General features: G+C 56.2%; 12 protein-coding genes and 1 pseudogene. 9 read left to right on the top strand and 4 right to left on the bottom strand.

Going from position 1 to position 13,715, the window contains the following annotated elements; genetic code table 11:
• Positions 1–5: 5 nt before the first annotated feature.
• The 8 genes and pseudogenes from ACN1C3_RS16255 to gcvT all read left to right on the top strand — a co-directional run bounded on the left by ACN1C3_RS16255 (position 6) and on the right by gcvT (position 9,612).
• Positions 6–1,199 (top strand): acetyl-CoA C-acyltransferase family protein, encoded by a 1,194-nt coding sequence (locus tag ACN1C3_RS16255; RefSeq protein ID WP_419116792.1) that lies wholly within the window; start codon positions 6–8, stop codon positions 1,197–1,199.
• Entirely contained in the window at positions 1,196–1,462 is a 267-nt protein-coding gene (locus ACN1C3_RS16250; protein WP_419116791.1) for a hypothetical protein, read from the top strand. Before ACN1C3_RS16255 ends, ACN1C3_RS16250 begins: the two co-directional genes overlap by 4 nt.
• A gap of 4 nt (positions 1,463–1,466) precedes the next feature.
• Entirely contained in the window at positions 1,467–3,089 is a 1,623-nt protein-coding gene (locus tag ACN1C3_RS16245) for a long-chain fatty acid--CoA ligase (RefSeq protein WP_419116790.1), read from the top strand.
• Positions 3,086–4,870, top strand: coding sequence for an FAD-dependent oxidoreductase (locus ACN1C3_RS16240; protein WP_419116789.1), 1,785 nt, complete (start codon positions 3,086–3,088; stop codon positions 4,868–4,870). Before ACN1C3_RS16245 ends, ACN1C3_RS16240 begins: the two co-directional genes overlap by 4 nt.
• A gap of 226 nt (positions 4,871–5,096) precedes the next feature.
• Complete coding sequence (locus ACN1C3_RS16235; RefSeq protein WP_419116788.1) at positions 5,097–5,945, top strand: alpha/beta fold hydrolase; 849 nt, start codon at positions 5,097–5,099, stop codon at positions 5,943–5,945.
• Between the two features lie 612 nt (positions 5,946–6,557).
• Positions 6,558–7,397, top strand: a pseudogene (locus ACN1C3_RS16230) (Tar ligand binding domain-containing protein); the annotation flags it as partial.
• 30 nt (positions 7,398–7,427) lie between these two features.
• Positions 7,428–8,255: a methyl-accepting chemotaxis protein gene (locus ACN1C3_RS16225; protein ID WP_419116956.1), complete on the top strand. Its 828-nt coding sequence runs from the start codon at positions 7,428–7,430 to the stop codon at positions 8,253–8,255.
• Between the two features lie 232 nt (positions 8,256–8,487).
• Positions 8,488–9,612 carry a glycine cleavage system aminomethyltransferase GcvT gene (gene gcvT, locus ACN1C3_RS16220; protein ID WP_419116787.1) on the top strand — a complete coding sequence of 375 codons (1,125 nt, stop codon included), beginning with the start codon at positions 8,488–8,490 and terminating at the stop codon, positions 9,610–9,612.
• Between the two features lie 82 nt (positions 9,613–9,694).
• On the opposite strand, the gene ACN1C3_RS16215 is transcribed toward gcvT, so the two are convergent.
• The 3 genes from ACN1C3_RS16215 to ACN1C3_RS16205 all read right to left on the bottom strand — a co-directional run bounded on the left by ACN1C3_RS16215 (position 9,695) and on the right by ACN1C3_RS16205 (position 12,097).
• Entirely contained in the window at positions 9,695–10,726 is a 1,032-nt protein-coding gene (locus ACN1C3_RS16215) for a methyl-accepting chemotaxis protein (RefSeq protein WP_419116786.1), read from the bottom strand.
• Between the two features lie 297 nt (positions 10,727–11,023).
• Positions 11,024–11,512, bottom strand: a complete 489-nt coding sequence (locus ACN1C3_RS16210; protein WP_419116785.1) for a limonene-1,2-epoxide hydrolase — start codon at positions 11,510–11,512, stop codon at positions 11,024–11,026.
• Positions 11,513–11,710: 198 nt separating this feature from the next.
• The gene (locus ACN1C3_RS16205; RefSeq protein WP_419116784.1) at positions 11,711–12,097 is read right to left on the bottom strand and encodes a limonene-1,2-epoxide hydrolase; all 387 of its coding nucleotides are present in this window, start codon (positions 12,095–12,097) and stop codon (positions 11,711–11,713) included.
• Positions 12,098–12,249: 152 nt separating this feature from the next.
• Between ACN1C3_RS16205 and ACN1C3_RS16200 the strand changes: the two genes are divergently transcribed.
• On the top strand, positions 12,250–13,167 hold the full coding sequence (locus ACN1C3_RS16200; RefSeq protein ID WP_419116783.1) for an AraC family transcriptional regulator: 918 nt from the start codon (positions 12,250–12,252) through the stop codon (positions 13,165–13,167).
• Here ACN1C3_RS16200 and ACN1C3_RS16195 read toward each other — a convergent pair.
• Complete coding sequence (locus ACN1C3_RS16195; RefSeq protein ID WP_419116955.1) at positions 13,124–13,393, bottom strand: glutathione S-transferase C-terminal domain-containing protein; 270 nt, start codon at positions 13,391–13,393, stop codon at positions 13,124–13,126. The genes ACN1C3_RS16200 and ACN1C3_RS16195 overlap by 44 nt on opposite strands.
• Positions 13,394–13,715 lie beyond the last annotated feature (322 nt).

Here is a 13,715-nt window from a genome sequence, read left to right as displayed (position 1 = left end):
CAGAGATGGGCCGCCCTTTGAAAGACATTTACGTAATCGCAGCTGTGCGCACCGCCATAGGCACTTTCGGTGGTGCGCTTCGTACTATTCCCCCCACCGAGCTTGCGGCTTTGGTTACCCGTGAAGCCATTGCCCGCTCAGGCGTCGCCGCTGACGCCGTGGGGCACGTGGTGTTTGGTCAGGTTATCCCGACCGAGCCGAAGGATGCTTACCTGGCGCGGGTCGCGGCGGTAAACGGTGGTGTACCGATTTCAACCCCGGCGCTGACGGTCAACCGTCTATGCGGCTCTGGCCTGCAAGCCATTCTTTCTGCCGCCCAATACCTGCATATGGGGGATGCGGAAGTTGCCGTCGGAGGGGGCGCGGAAGTCATGAGTCGTGCACCGTTCCTGCTGCCGGCTTTGCGTTTCGGGCAGAAGATGAATGATTCGCTTCTGGTGGACGGTCTAAATGGCGCATTGACCGACCCTTTCGGCAACGGCCTGATGGGTGTGACAGCCGAGAATGTTGCGCGTGAGCACCGTATATCTCGCGCCGAGCAGGACGCTCTGGCTTTTCAGAGCCAGCAGCGCGCGGCTGCGGCCATCGCGGCGGGCCACTTCAAGGGTCAGATTGTTCCCGTGGAGGTGAGGCAACGAGGCCGCACAAGCATCTTTGAGGTGGATGAGCACGTGCGTCCCGATACGACGCTTGAGGACCTGCAGGGTTTGAGACCAATCTTTGACAAAGAGGCTGGCACAGTCACCGCAGGTAATGCCTCTGGCATCAACGATGCCGCTTCTGCTGTCGTATTGGCCACCGGCGAGGCGGTCCGTCGCTACGGCTTGCAACCCTTGGCGCGGCTGGTCTCCTACGGCTTCGCTGGTGTTGATCCGGCACACATGGGAATCGGTCCGGTACCCGCTACGCGCATCGCGCTAGAGCGCGCAGGGCTGCATGTAGGTGATCTGGATGTCATCGAATCGAACGAGGCTTTCGCTTCGCAGGCGTGCGCAGTCATCCGAAGTCTGGGGTTCGATCCGGACCGGGTTAATCCCAATGGCAGCGGTATTTCGCTTGGTCATCCGGTGGGCGCGACTGGCGCCATTATCACCACCAAACTTGTGCATGAGCTGCACCGCAGCGGCGGCCGCTATGGACTGGCAACCATGTGCATCGGTGGTGGCCAAGGAATCGCAGCCATCTTCGAGCGCGTATGAATTTTCAATTGAAATCGATTTTCGAGAACGGACAGATGACGATAAAACACAAGGGCGACCTTGCTCCGGCAGAGCGGGTTCTGGAGCGCACGAACATGCGCATCCACTCTACCAGCGAAGCTAATGCCCAGGCGTTCGAGGAGTCGATTTTCGCAGTGATTAAAAGCCAACTTCCCGGTGAGCGTGGGGCTGCAGGCGCTATGCATACCACCCCGAGGTTTAAAGCAGGCTGGTGTGTGGCCGGCTTTGGTGTGGGAGGGTGAGCGCATGTCTTTTCTTCGTGGATTGATGCAAGACTGGCCATTAACGACTGACCGCTTCATCGAGCATGCGGCGTACTCGCACGGCCATCGCGAGGTGGTCTCCCGTCTGCCAGACGGTACTATTGGACGCAAGACCTATGCAGAGGTCCAGCACGATGCAAAACGCATATCCAGTGCACTGATTGGCGCCGGAATAACGCAAGGTGACTGCGTAGCAACGCTGGCGATGAATGGAGTGGAGCACCTTGAAGCATGGTACGCAATCAGCGGCATAGGTGCCGTCTGCCACACGCTAAACCCGCGTTACACTGACGAGCAATTGGTTTACATCGTGAATCATGCCTCTGACCGTATGGTGTTCGCCGATGCTGCATTTGCGCCGATATTGGCGAGAGTGCTGCCACAATGTCCGACCGTAGAGAGTGTCATATATTTTTCTCAACCGGACGAGGTCCCGCCACTTCCCGTGCCACAGACGACGCTCGCTCAATTCTTGGAGGGTTACGGACCTGAGGCGCAATGGGGTGGGTTCGACGAGCGTAGTGCCGCGGGACTTTGCTACACCTCGGGCACCACCGGTAATCCCAAAGGCGTTCTGTACTCGCACCGCTCCAATTATCTCCATGCGATGACATCGTTGCAGTCCGACGTCTTCGGATTCAGCGTTCAAGATACGCTGTTACCGGTGGTGCCGATGTTCCATGCCAACGCATGGGCCATGGTTTTTTCCGCACCTGCCGTCGGAGCTCGCTTGGTACTACCAGGTGCCCGGCTCGATGGTGCGTCTCTGTTCGAACTTATCGAACAGGAAGGTGTGACGGTCTCGGCCGGGGTACCGACGGTCTGGCTCGGTCTACTGCAATACATGTCCGAAAAAGGCTTGCGCCCCTCGAAGCTGCGCAAGGTCATTATCGGAGGAGGCGCTTGCCCTGAGCGCGTCATCCGTGACTTCCATGCCCTGGGGATCGAGCCATTGCATGCCTGGGGTATGACGGAGATGTCGCCCATTGGCGGCGTGTGCACACTTACCCCCGAAGTGGCAGCCCTACCTTTTGAAGAACAGATTCCTTGGCGACTACGCCAGGGACGCTCGCCTTGCGGGGTCGGCTTAAAGCTGCTTAGTGATGATGGGCAGGTCGTATCCCATGACGGCGTCACTCCCGGCCGCCTATTTGTAAAAGGGCCTGCCATTACTTCTTCTTATTTCAAAGATGAGCGTCAGCTTCTCGACGACGAGGGTTATCTGGAAACCGGGGATATCGCGACCATCGATAGTCAAGGTTTCATGCGCATCACTGACCGTGCCAAGGATGTGATCAAATCTGGAGGCGAGTGGATCAGTTCGCTGGATATTGAGAATGCGGCCTTGATGCATCCCCAGGTGGCATTGGCTGCTGCCATCGCCCGTTTGGATGAGCGGTGGGGTGAACGACCGATTCTGATAGTGACGCTACGCGATGGCGCCGAAACGACACCGGAGGCGGTGAGCGCCTCGCTCGAAGGTAGGATTCCTCGCTGGTGGATGCCGGACGAAGTGGTGATCGCGCAGACTATGCCTTTAGGCTCGACTGGAAAAATCGACAAGAAACTATTGCGCGAACAGATCGCGCGGGGAGTGTTGCCATGATGCGAAACGGCCCGGACTCAGATCTTCTGGAGAGCGAGTTTGACGTAATTATCGTGGGTTCGGGTGCGGGCGGGATGCTCGCTGCTATCCGTGCCCAGGATTTGGGGCTAAAGGCGGCAGTTTTGGAGAAGTCCGACCGCTACGGCGGCACGTCTGCCGTTTCGGGCGGTGCGATCTGGATTCCAAACAACCGTGCGCTGCAGGGAAAAGACTCTTCGGAGAAAGCGATGGAGTACCTGCTCGCATGCACTGAAGAAAAGGTGCCGCGGACTAAGTTGGCCCGTTACATCGAGACCGCGCCAAAGCTTGTGGATTATCTCGCGAGTCTGGGTGTCGAGTACTATGTGCATCCGACCCTCACTTATCCCGACTACTACCCTTGGCTAACCGGATCACTGACGGGTGGGCGTACGATGTTCGTTCGTCCGTTGGAAGATGGGGGTGTGCTGGGCGAGGAATTCTTCCGACTACGCGAATCCTATCCTGAATTCAAATTGCTGGAGAAAATCTCCCTGGATATGGAGGAGGGCAGCGCGCTGCTTTATCGCAAGCCTGGTTGGATCAAGGCGTTGATTAGCGTGCTCGCGCGCTATTGGACGGATTGGGGCTGGCGCCGCCGTACCCACCGGGACCGCCGTCTCACCATCGGCAACGCGTTGATCGGCGGTTTGCGCAAGGCAATGATGGAACGTGGCATCCCATTGTTACTGAACACGCGAATGACGGGTCTTGTAGTAGAGAATGGCCGAGTCACCGGCGTGAAAATCGAGCGCGAAGGGCAGCCGGCACAGCTGAGTGCGGGGCGCGGTGTGGTGTTAGCCAGTGGTGGTTTCGAGCGCTCGCAGGCGCTGCGCGAGCGGCATCTGGATCATCTGACTCGCGAGGACTGGAGTGGGACTCCGCGGGATAACAACGTTGGCGATGCCCTGGTGGCTGCCCAATCCATAGGTGCTGAGACCGAATTTCTTTCAGAGGCCTGGTGGGTACCGACCATTCGACTGCCGTCGCGACAAGCGCCGAACACCAATCGTCACCAGGCACTCTTTTTTGAGCTCGGCCTGCCACACAGTTTGTGCGTCAATCGCAACGGTGTGCGCTTCACCAACGAGATCAATTCCTACCACCACTTCGGCCAGGAGATGATGCGCGACCAGGTAAATACCGGCGCCAATCTGCCTTGCTGGTTCGTGTTCGATGCCGAGTATCGCCGTAAGTATCCGCTGGGCAGTCTGTTGCCCGGCAGGGTGGTCGATGACAGCAAGCTGCCGCCTGACTCGTTCGATAATCTGTTGTACAAAGCCGATACGTTTGAGCAGCTAGCAGGCAAGATCAATGTCCCACCTAAAGCCCTTGAGGAGACGGTGGCGCGTTACAACGGCTTCGCTTCCACAGGCGATGACGTAGATTTCGGACGAGGCGGGAACGTCTACAATCTTTATTTTGGTGACCCTTCGCAGAAGCCGAATCGAACCCTCGGGCCCCTGCTCAAAGCGCCATTCTATGCCGTACGCATCGACCTCGGGGACCTGGGCACCAAGGGTGGTCCCAAGACCGATGAATTTGCACGCGTCATGGATACTCAGGGTGAGCCAATCATTGGTCTTTACGCCATTGGCAATGCAGCAGGGTCGGTTATGGGAAGCGCGTATCCTGGCGCTGGTGCCACGCTGGGCTCGGCAATGACTTTTGGCCTGGTCGCAGCAGAGCATCTGGCAGACACGGATTTCTCTAATGACGTTCAACCTGCCTTGAGTGCGTATCCAGAGACTCGGCTGGCTTGATTTTCTTACCTATGCGACGGGTGAGCGATGAAGTCGCAGCGCGCAGGCGCATCGCCTTTGGCTCGGGGCGTTCATTTTGGGCGGTTCGTTCGGCAGGTCGTCATGGATGGACCGAAAGTTGTATCGATAAACGAGCATGTCTAAGTAATTTTGATCATCCCTGATTCTACGAATCGTGCGGATGCCTATAGTGGATCATGTGAGACAGTTTTCGGGAGGACGCCCTTTGTTATCGATCGATGTGTTACCCACCGGGCAATATGCTCAAGTTTTCAACGGAAGTCTCAAGCTGCACTTCCATGAGTACGGTACGCCGGACAAAAAAAAGCCGAGCCTGTTGTTTCTGCACGGTAGTGGCCCAGGCGCCAGTGGTTACAGCAACTTTCGTCAAAATTATCCATTCCTGCACGATGCGGGTTACCACGTGCTGGTCGTTGACTATATCGGCTTCGGTTACTCGGACAAGCCTAGAGATTTCGAGTACAGCGGCTCGAACCAGGTGTCCATACTGCATGAGTTGCTTGTTCAGCGCGGAGTCGAACAAGTTGTTCCGATCGGAAATTCATTGGGTGGCTACTACGGTCTGCAATTTGCGTTGACCTACCCGGCGATGGTTCCCAAGCTGATCTGTATGGCACCAGGTGGCGTGGAGGATGTTGCCGCCTGGGTTCCTGAATCGCCTGGGCTGATAGCGATGTCCCAGGCAGTGGCAAAGGGTGAGTTTAATTCGCAGTCTTTCCGCGAGCTTTTAAAATTGCTCGTATATGACGAAGCCATTATTACGGAGGAGGTTATTGCGGAACGGCTCCCCATCGCGCAGGCACAACCGCGTGAGGTCTATACCCGTGCAGTACATGATCCAATTTGGAAATCTCTCGGGGAATTGAAGATGCCGGTGCTGGCGTTCTGGGGGTATCACGACCAGTTCATCCCGGTGCGTCACGCGCTGGTGATGCAGGAGAAGATCGCTGATTGTCGCGTCGTAGTTTCAAATCGCGCCGGCCATTGGTTCATGATTGAAGAACCTCAGCTGTTCAATCGGATGTGCCTGGATTTTCTTCGTGATAGTGACTAGGAGACAAATACGTTGAGCCATTGCCCACGCCCTCGTGCTTGGTTGCACAAGCGGTGAAGGCCCAGGAAGAAAGCAGAGCTCAACGTGCAAGGGCGTCCAGGAGGGCGTAGGAGCATCAACCCGGCAGCTCGTCCCACATCAGCTCTTTCCGGGACGGGGCAATTTTAACTACTTCCAAGCAGTAACAATGTAACGCAGATCCAAGATCGCACACCGCGCTAAAGCTTCCAAGGGCGAAGGTTAAGTCCTTTACTAAAAATAATAAAAGCTAGTTTCAGGAAAATGCCATGAAAACAAGAATTGTCATGCTATCTATTTTTGTCCTGTTTGCTGTTACGTTCGTACTAATGGTAAATGATAACTCGCGCAACCTAAGTTATCTCGCAAGCAAAAGGTGTGAGATGACCCCTTATAGCTGCTACACGCCGCCCGTTAATTTCGCCTCATTGCATTAAGTCAATACAGAGATTTCCACAACGGGTGCTTATGCGTTCTAGTCACTCAGCCCATTGGCTTGGTGCAGGCTGTGGCCGTTTGTAGGGCGGTCACAGCCAGATTGGCACCGCCGTCATACCGGACTACCGGGTGAAAACCTGACGAAATAAGGACGCTATGCACAACCTGACTGTGCGTAAAAAGCTGTATTTTCTCGCTTGTTGCTCGATTCTCAGCCTGGTTCTAGTGGGTGTTTCGGGCTGGCTAGGCATATGCAATGTGGGAAGTGCGATGCGGGACATAAGCACGGTGCTGCCTCGTGTGAATGCTCTGACTGCCCTTCGCCATGCTCGACTGGAATCCATCGCAGCCATGGAGGAGGGAGCAAGCTGGCGTCCTGAAGCGTTTGACGCGATGGTGAACAAGGATGACGCCATCACTGAGGCCCGGGCCGTATTCAAAGACATACTCTCGCGCCATACAGTTGCACGCCAAGCGGCAGAGTCGGCCTATCGCGACTATGACGCGCTCGCCAAGAGTGATGAAGAAAGAGTCTTCTGGGACGAATTCACCGTATTGTGGCGCGACTTCCAGAATGCCGACAGAGATGAAGCTGAAGCATGTGTGCGGGTCATTGAGGCGCGTGACTGGGACGAGGTACATGCCCGTTCACACGAATTTGTAACGAACACGCTCCCTTGGGCGACCTCGGCCTATGGCATGAGAGAACCTCTGGAAAAACTCGTAAATCTTAGCGTTTCTGCAGCCGCGACTGCAGAGCTCCAAGGCGAGCGTTCTATTATCGCTGCGACGAATTCCATTTTTGCCATCTTTTCACTGGCCGTCATACTTCTTTGTGGTTTGGCGATTCTCATTGTGCGGAGCGTCGTCGGCTCTCTGGAAGGGTTACGTGCGACCATCGAGGCAGTGGGCGAGACAAATGACTTTACTCTCCGCGCTCCAACACGTGGGCGCGATGAAACCGCCAAAGCCGCCGAAGCCTTCAATTTTCTACTTGTTCGGATCCAGGCCGCACTGCACGAAGTCATGGGGGGGGCAGATAAGATTGACATGGCCGCCGCCCAAGCTTCCGCTGTCGCGCAGCAGGTTGCGATTAGCGCCGGGGCTCAGAATGAGGCTGCCTCAGTCATGGCAGCAGCTATTGAGCAAGTGAGTGCTGCCATCGGTCATATCTCCTCGAGTACCCGTGATGCGCAGGCCCGCGCACATGACGCCGCCACAGCAGCGGGTAAAGGGGCGGTCACTATCGACAGAACTGCAAATGAAATCGAACAGGTCGCTCAGCAGGTTAGCGAAGTGGGCAGCACCATTGGTGCTCTTGGTACGGAGTCGGATCGCATCTCGAGTATTGTGCTGGTGATCAAGGAAGTGGCGGACCAAACCAACTTGCTCGCACTTAATGCGGCAATTGAAGCCGCGCGTGCAGGCGAGCAGGGCCGCGGATTTTCAGTGGTAGCAGATGAGGTGCGTAAGCTCGCTGAGCGCACTCGCAACTCTGCACAGGAGATCAACGAGATGGTTGGCGCGATGCAGGCTTCGGCACGACACGCAGTGGTTGACATGGACAACGTCGTTGAGCGCACCCAAGGCAGCCGCGCGCTGTCCGAAATGGCTGCCGGGAGCATGGGTGAAATCCTTGGCAGCGCTGCCCAGGTGTCAAAAGTGGTGACCGATATCTCTGACTTGCTTGCGGAGCAGGATCGAGTAGCCCGAGACATCTCACGCAGAGTCGAGGCGGTGGCGCGTTTGGGTGAGGAGAGTTGCGCTGCCGGCACGCGTGTGGCCGAGGTCTCAAGCGATCTCAACGCTGCTGCTGGCGCCTTGCGCCGGGCAGTTAACCAATTCAAGGTTTGAGTTTGCGAGCGCTGGATCCTGCTGATCAGGTCCTGATATCCCCACATCTCGCTCGAAAAGCAATCCGCACCATGCGCCGGACCGTGGCCGACATGAAGTGCAAGATTCAGAAAACGCTGGCGGCGGTATCGCCATGAACATCATTGAATGCTAATCCCCATGCAGTGTGTGGCTCATGCACATTCCAACCAACACTGGTGCATCACGATGCAGCTTTTAAAGAATGAATTGCATGACTACTGAAAAACTTGCCAAAACACCATTGCACGCCCTGCACCTCGAGCTCGGCGCCAGCATGATGCCCGTTGCCGGCTACGACATGCCGGAACACTATCCCCTCGGCGTGCTGAAAGAGCACCTCCATACTCGCGAACAGGTTGGTCTGTTCGACGTCTCCCACATGGGGCAGATTATCCTGCGCGGTGAGCAAGCCGCCTCCGCCCTGGAAAGCCTCGTGCCCGTGGACATCATAGATCTACCAATCGGTATACAACGCTATGCTCTCTTTACTGACATTGAAGGCGGCATTCTCGACGATTTGATGGTTGCTCGCCCGGCTGCTGACAAACTGTTCCTGGTGGTGAATGCTGCCTGCAAAGAGCAAGACTTGGCGCATCTGCAGCGTTATATAGGCAAGTATTGCGAAATCGAACCGTTGTTCGAGTCCCGTGCCCTGTTGGCACTCCAGGGTCCCCAAGCGGTCTCGGTGTTGGCACGCCTCGCACCCGACGTAGCCGGCATGGCTTTCATGCAGTTCACGACTTTGGATCTATTGGGAGTCGCTTGCCATATCAGCCGCTCCGGTTACACCGGTGAAGACGGCTATGAGATCTCTGTACCTGCCGCGCACGCCGAAACTCTGGCGCGAGCCTTATTGGCCCAACCGGAAGTTCAACCAATTGGTCTCGGCGCTCGCGAATCTCTGCGCCTGGAAGCCGGCCTTTGCCGGTATGGTCGCGACATCGACCAGCTCACTACACCTATCGAGGCGAATCTGTGGTGGACTATATCCAAAGTTCGTCGAGCGGACGGTGATCGGGCGGGTGGATTCCCAGCAGACGATTTGATTCTATCCGAACAACATGCGGGGGTTGCCAGTAAGCGTGTCGGACTATTGCCTGCGGACAACACGCTCGTACGCGAAGGTGCCGATATTGTTGACGGCGATGGTGCAGTGATCGGTATGGTCACTAGTGGTGGATTCGGCGCTACCCTGGGTGCTCCACTTGCAATGGGCTACGTGAGTGCGCCTCTCAGCCCTTTGGGTTCCGAGGTGTTTGCTATCGTGCGTGGACAGAAAGTGCCCATGATTGTAGCTAAGACCCCCTTCGTACCGCAGCGCTACCACCGCGGCTGAACGATCCTAAAATTGTCCGAGTGCATTCCGCATGCGAGTCGGTGCGTGAACGCAAAGGCGATGTTTTTCAGGTACCGAAGTCTCAAACCTTGAAGTGTTTAACAACAGCACTCAATTCAACCGCTAGATGTGCCAGCGCTAGGGAAGAGGCGGTTGTTTGTTGCGCACCTTCGGATGATTGGATTGAAAGCTCGCGAATGTTAAGCAGGTATCTGTCTACAGAACGAGCCACGTGGGCTTGCTGTTCAGTCGCACTTGTTATGACGAGGTTACGTCCGTTGATATCGTCGTTTGCAGCAACGATTTCAGCCAGTGCTTGGTTTGCCGCGTCAGCCAGGGCTAGCGTTCTTTGCGTCATCGCATCGCTCTTCTGCATCGTGGCGACCGCAAGCACCGTGCCGGCTTGAACACTGTCGATCATGTGTTCGATCTCCCTGGTGGATTGAGCCGTGCGGTGAGCCAGCGCACTGACTTCATCCGCGACAACCGCAAAGCCTCTTCCAGCCTCTCCTGCCCGCGCAGCCTCTATGGCCGCGTTAAGGGCGAGCAAATTGATCTGTTCAGCGATCGCCCGGATCACATCGAGCACTTTGCCGATACTTTGGGTTTGATTGGCCAAGGCTCCGATGTGTTGCGAACTCGTTATTACATCACTGGTTAAGGTCTGTATGGCGTCTACGGTTTCAATCATGCGTGCTTGACCGTTCAGAGCAATGGCTCGTGAGGCCTGTGAAAGTTCCGAGTTCGACGCGGCATTTTTCGCGATTTCTTCAATCGCTGCAGTCATTTCGGTGACGGCGGTGGCGGCCTGCTCGATTTCGCTGTGCTGCTGCTGGATATCGCGGTCACCTTCAGCAGTGATGGCATTCAATTCCTCCGCAGAAGAGGCCAGTTGATTGGATGAACCTGTGATCTGCTTCAGCGTCATTAGCAGGCTTTGCTGCATGACAGCCAAGGCTTTGAGCAGACGGCTTGCTTCGTCATCTCCCTGAGGATTGATTGGTTGTGTCAGATCACCCTCGGCAATGGTTTCGGCGAGTTTTACCGCCTCGAAGATCGGGACAGTGATACTGCGGGTGAGTAAGAAGGCAAAACAGGGTGCCAATCGCAACAAGTGCGATGGCTGCATTGATGCCGTTGGTGGCACTGCTATACGCCTCGGCGGACCGCTGGCCGGCGAGCTCCGCTCCCTGATTGGACTGGTTGATCAAGTCGTCGAAGTTTTTCGTCAACTGGTCATACGAATCGCGGATAGTCAGCAAATAAGCACGGGCGTCCGACTTTTTACCTTCTCGGGAAACCCGAAGAAGTGAGCCTACTTGTTACAACAGCTGCGCCTACATCTGCTGCTTCGCCATATGCATCGCAGCAGCTGTCATCTTCTTCTGGCTCTGATCAATGGGTCCTGAGCCTAGCGTTTGTCGTCAGATATTTTCTTGCCGGCGTTGACATCGAAGTAGTCACGCCAGGCCACGATGCGATCGCCCTCCACCTCGAATATGCCCATCACCTTGAAGGCGGCGATCTCGCTGCCATCAGAGCGTACGAACCGATCCAGTCGCTCGGTCAGCACGCGATTCCCGTCCGCGGCGATAGCAAGCATGTCAAAATGGACGGCCGCGATGCTCGGAGATCTGTTGGGGCGCTCTAGAAACGTGATCGCTTCTTCTATTCCTGTGGTGCTCGAAACACCTTCATTGACCCAAACTGTCTTGGGCGTGAAATATCGCCGAATGGCGACCTTGCCATCATCCTCTGGGAAAGCAGCAGAGAAAGCGGTGACGACTTCGATTGGCGTTGGCATTCTACCGTCCTCTGTCTTGACAGATGCTTCGGACGGTTCAGCCCAAGCAACCATGGTAAATACAACAAGGGTCAGGGTTATGAGGGCATGCTTCATCTGAACAGCCTCCAAGTCTCAATACAGAAGTTTTGACGTCATCTGAGTGAGTAAGCGTGGTGGGGGGGGCGGCAGTTTCGGAAGATGCCCCATCTCCGCTGGTCGGACTAACGCCTCGTCAGAGTTTAAAGTGTGTGCGTTGTGCTGAGTGCAGGGACAGTTATCTCCGCGTCCAACGCACATTTCGGAGCCGACGTCTCAGCCGACGGTGAATTTCTGAAGGGCATTAACGTCGAAATAGTCCCTCCACTCGACAATCTTGTCGCCTTCGAGCTCGAAGATGCCCATGATCATCACGCGTCCGATTTCACTGCCGTCGGCACGCTCGAACCGGTCGAGCCTTTCGGTTAGAACGCGAGATCCGTTGGCGGCAATCGCGAGCATGTCGATATGGACCGTGGAGATGCCCATCGACGTTTCCAGTTCGTCGATCATGGCAATGGCCTCTTCGGCGCCATTTGTGACTGAAACGCCTTCGTTGACCCAGCGCGTGTTGGGTGTAAACCAGCGACGTACGGCTGGCCTTCCACCGTCTTCGAAAAACGTTGCGCAAAAAGCCGAGACAGTCTCAGTTGGCGTGGGCATGGCAATTCCTCTTAGAAGATGTGATAGGCCTCAGTGGTCTATGCCATAAACTAAGCGTTGAGATGTATCGCTACAATGTCTGATCTGCCGCCAAACTTGCCTGATTTTCCGGAAAGCTTGATAGTATTTGGCAATCAATACTGGATGCCTCGATGAGCGAACTCGACGAAATCCGCGAGATGGCGTTGCGGCACGCCGGGCGCAACAGTCTTCAACTGCCAAGGCTGTTCGCCTACTCGCTCGACCGTACGACCGAGATCGACCCGCTGATCTATGATCCTGCGGTGTCCCTGGTAATCCAGGGAACTCAGCGCATGTTTATCGGCGACCAGATGTTTGAGTATGGCCCTGGTCAAAGCATGATAGTCGCGGCTGAGATTGCAGCGTTGGGCCAGATTTGTGAGGCGTCAGAGGCGCGACCGTTTCTCGCAGTCGGTTTGTTTCTGGACCCGGTCCTGCTGTCGAACCTCATACACGAAATGGCCGCAATACCAGAGTTGCCAGTTGAATCAGGCTACGGCGTCAGCACGGCAAGCGCGTCGCTTCTGGGGGCCTGGCGAAGGCTATTGGAGTTGCTCGATTGCCCCGCCGAGATTCCGGTGATGGCTCAGTCCTTGGAGCATGAGCTCATGTTTCGGCTGCTGATGGGACCGCATGGCGGCCTGCTCCGTCAGATTGCCGGATCCGATTCGCGCCTGTCGCACATCCGACAAGCCATGGCATGGATCCGTGACCACTACACCGAGCGCCTCGATTTCAAGGCGGTTGCTGCGCTCGCGGGCATGAGCGTATCCGTTTTTTACAGCCGCTTTAAAGCCGTCGCGGCCGTGAGTCCGCTTCAGTATCAGAAGTATATTCGGCTTCACGAGGCCCGCCGTCGCATGATCGCAAACCAATCTGGCGCGGCCGAAGCGGGATTTGCGGTCGGCTATGAAAGCGCCTCGCAGTTCAGCCGTGAATACAAACGTCTCTTCGGAGCGCCGCCGGGTCGAGACATTGTGAGAGCGAAGGCAGCCTTGGGGCGCGTCAATCCGCCAAGATCGCTTGGCGCTCGGCCAAATGTTGCTTGAAGCTGGCTGGGTAATCCTGGCCCACCGTAGCGGCGAAGCTTTCTCGTGATGCCAACGCCTCACGCCATCGCGACATGCGTGGCAGACCATGAAAAATCAGCTGCGTCACTGCCGGGTTGATGGGGTCAAAATACCGGCATAGAGGCGCGGACACCGCGTTGACCAGGCTGAACACCGATTCGAAGAAGTAGGGCCACTGTTCCAGTGCGCCTTCGAGCTTCTCCAGCTGGCATCGAAAGACGACACGCTTATCGTCTGCAGTGGCGCGATTCTTGGCGTTAAGGAACTGCTACGCCAGAGCCGCCGTGCCGTATGCGATCCACACGCGCTGTTAAGCGCGCGACAGCGCATCCTTTCCGTCAGCCTGCTCCATCTTCAGCAAAGTCACCCTGCCTGCTGGTGAAAGCGCCAAGAACCAATCCAGTTTGCCCGCGGGCTCAACGTTGGTCCTTCAATGCCGAAAAACTCATCATCCAGCAGATCTGCCCGTTCCACCCAAAGTCGAGCAAGAGGGTTCGCTGAACCTCTTGCTCGTGGTGACGCGTGTA

The organism is Pseudomonas sp. H11T01 (genome assembly GCF_048515765.1).
In the GTDB taxonomy this organism is placed as follows: domain Bacteria; phylum Pseudomonadota; class Gammaproteobacteria; order Pseudomonadales; family Pseudomonadaceae; genus Aquipseudomonas.
Note: the sequence above shows the minus strand (reverse complement) of the source record. Positions and strands in the feature narration are given on the sequence as shown.

Coding starts and splice junctions, on each gene's coding strand:
- ACN1C3_RS16250 (WP_419116791.1), top strand. CDS start 1,196: ATGAATTTTCAATTGAAATCGATTTTCGAGAACGGACAGATGACGATA.
- ACN1C3_RS16210 (WP_419116785.1), bottom strand. CDS start 11,512: ATGAAGCATGCCCTCATAACCCTGACCCTTGTTGTATTTACCATGGTT.
- ACN1C3_RS16225 (WP_419116956.1), top strand. CDS start 7,428: ATGGGGGGGGCAGATAAGATTGACATGGCCGCCGCCCAAGCTTCCGCT.
- ACN1C3_RS16245 (WP_419116790.1), top strand. CDS start 1,467: ATGTCTTTTCTTCGTGGATTGATGCAAGACTGGCCATTAACGACTGAC.
- ACN1C3_RS16205 (WP_419116784.1), bottom strand. CDS start 12,097: ATGCCCACGCCAACTGAGACTGTCTCGGCTTTTTGCGCAACGTTTTTC.
- gcvT (WP_419116787.1), top strand. CDS start 8,488: ATGACTACTGAAAAACTTGCCAAAACACCATTGCACGCCCTGCACCTC.
- ACN1C3_RS16200 (WP_419116783.1), top strand. CDS start 12,250: ATGAGCGAACTCGACGAAATCCGCGAGATGGCGTTGCGGCACGCCGGG.
- ACN1C3_RS16255 (WP_419116792.1), top strand. CDS start 6: ATGGGCCGCCCTTTGAAAGACATTTACGTAATCGCAGCTGTGCGCACC.
- ACN1C3_RS16240 (WP_419116789.1), top strand. CDS start 3,086: ATGATGCGAAACGGCCCGGACTCAGATCTTCTGGAGAGCGAGTTTGAC.